Origin of the sequence: Dietzia sp. DQ11-71, from assembly GCF_014144995.1 — a bacterium.
Taxonomy (GTDB): Bacteria; Actinomycetota; Actinomycetes; order Mycobacteriales; family Mycobacteriaceae; genus Dietzia; species Dietzia kunjamensis.
The window spans coordinates 1-1920 of record NZ_JAALDT010000301.1 but is presented as its reverse complement, the minus strand read 5'-3'; the positions used below and the strand labels follow the sequence as shown (position 1 = coordinate 1920).

The following is a 1920-nucleotide window of genomic DNA, read 5'->3' as shown; positions in this document are numbered from 1 at the left end:
GCCCCCTCCTCGGCGCCCTCGTCGACACCGGGGCCGCGGCGGGGGCCGCCGCCGTCGCGTTCGCCCTGGCGACCCTCGCCTCGGGCACCGGGTTCGGCTGGCTGGACGCGATCTCCGTCTCCGACCGGGTCATCAACTACCTCAGCGCGCCCACCGCCGCGGCGCACCTGGTCCACGCCGTGGTCGACACCCCCGGATTCGAGGACGTCCTGGCGGTCGCCCGCCGCGTCGGACGCGTGGTCCTGGGGGTCACCCTCGTCGTGGTGTGGTGGCTCCACCGGCGTGACACCCGCTCGGCGCTCCGCGGCATCATGGTCGCGCTGCTGGCCTTCGTGGTGCTCAACTCGCTGGCCTGGCCCTGGTATTACGTGTGGGTGGCGGCGTTCTGGGTCGCCGCCCGACCCGGTCGACGCGCCACCACGGCCGCCGTGGCGGTGACCGTCTTCCTCGTGATGGCGATCGGACCCAACGGGTCGACCAGCCTCTACAGCCCCGCGCTCGTCGGGGCGGCCCTCGCGGCATCCCTCGCCGCGGTCTGGTGGTGGCGGCGCGCGACCGCCGGGGTCAGAACGCCATCGCCTGGGCGCGCCGCATGACCTCGCGGGCGCGGTGACCGTGTAGCGCGTCGGCCGGCCGGCCGGGCAGGCTGTCGTCCTCGGCGAACAGCCACCGCAGGATCTCCTCGTCCCGGTAGCCGCCGTCCCTCAGGACCGCGACCAGTCCGGGCAGGAAGCGCACGACCTCGTCGTCGTCATCCAGGAAGGTCGCCGGCACCACCACGATGCCCGCTCGCCGCACGGCGAGCAGGGTCCCGTCGCGCAGGAGATCGTGCACGCGGGTCACGGGGATGCCCAGGCGCTCGGACACCGCGGGGAGGTTGATGGTCTCGACGTCGGCGGGCAGGACGTCGTCGGCGTGCGGAACAGTACTCACGCCACCCAGGTTAGTCCCACGGGTGCGCCCGGGCCCCACCGGCGGTGCCGGCGCGGCCGACGGCGTCGGGCTACGGACCCCGTCCGCTAGGGACGTACCGCGGACGGGACGGGAGGGGCAGAATGGACGACATGAGCACTTACGACGGGAAGCCCCCCGGCCCAGGGACACTGCTCGACGGGCGATACCGGCTCGACGCCGTCATCGCCCGCGGCGGGATGTCCACCGTCCACCTGGCCACCGACGAGCGGTTGGACCGCCACGTCGCCGTCAAGCTGCTCGATCCGACCCTCGCCGGGGACAAGGCGTTCGTGGACCGCTTCACCCTCGAGGCCAGGTCGGTGGCCCGACTGTCGGATTCCGGCATCGTCCAGGTCTTCGACCAGGGCGTCGAGGCCGACACGGCGTTCCTCGTGATGGAACTCGTGCCCGGAGGCACGTTGCGGGAGCTGCTCGACGAGCGTGGCCCCATGCCCCCGTACGCCGTGGCCGCCGTCCTGCGTCCGCTCCTCGGCGCCCTGCGGGAGGCCCACCAGGCCGGGCTGGTGCACCGCGACATCAAGCCCGAGAACGTGCTGATCTCCGGCAGCGGCGCGGTCAAACTCGCCGACTTCGGCCTGGTCCGGGCGGTGGCCGAGTCCCGCGCCACCTCGAGCAGCGTGGTGATGGGCACGGCGGCCTACCTGTCCCCCGAACAGATCTCCGGCGCCGACACCGACGCCCGGTCCGACCTGTACTCCCTCGGCGTTCTCGCCTACGAGATGCTCACCGGGGAGCCACCGTTCAGCGGTGACAACACCATCGCCGTGGCCTACCGTCGCCTCGACACCGACGTGCCGGCCCCCTCCGACCAGTCCGACACCGTGGCCGAGGACCTCGACCACCTGATCCTGCGCGCCACGCGACGCAGCCGTGAGGACCGCTACGCCGACGCCGGCGAGATGCTGCGGGACCTGGACCAGGCCGCCAGGATCGGCCGGTTCCCCG

2 protein-coding genes and 1 pseudogene are annotated in these 1920 nt (G+C 73.2%); 2 read left to right on the top strand and 1 reads right to left on the bottom strand.

Going from position 1 to position 1920, the window contains the following annotated elements; genetic code table 11:
- Positions 1–596 (top strand): annotated as a pseudogene (locus G6023_RS11050) (polyprenol phosphomannose-dependent alpha 1,6 mannosyltransferase MptB); the annotation flags it as partial.
- On the opposite strand, the gene G6023_RS11045 reads toward G6023_RS11050, so the two are convergent.
- The gene (locus tag G6023_RS11045) at positions 565–933 is read right to left on the bottom strand and encodes an Rv2175c family DNA-binding protein (protein WP_067713740.1); all 369 of its coding nucleotides are present in this window, start codon (positions 931–933) and stop codon (positions 565–567) included. The pseudogene G6023_RS11050 and the gene G6023_RS11045 overlap by 32 nt on opposite strands.
- Positions 934–1055: 122 nt before the next feature.
- Here G6023_RS11045 and G6023_RS11040 point away from each other — a divergent pair.
- A partial coding sequence (locus G6023_RS11040; protein ID WP_182635508.1) for a protein kinase domain-containing protein occupies positions 1056–1920 on the top strand: 865 nt, incomplete at its 3' end.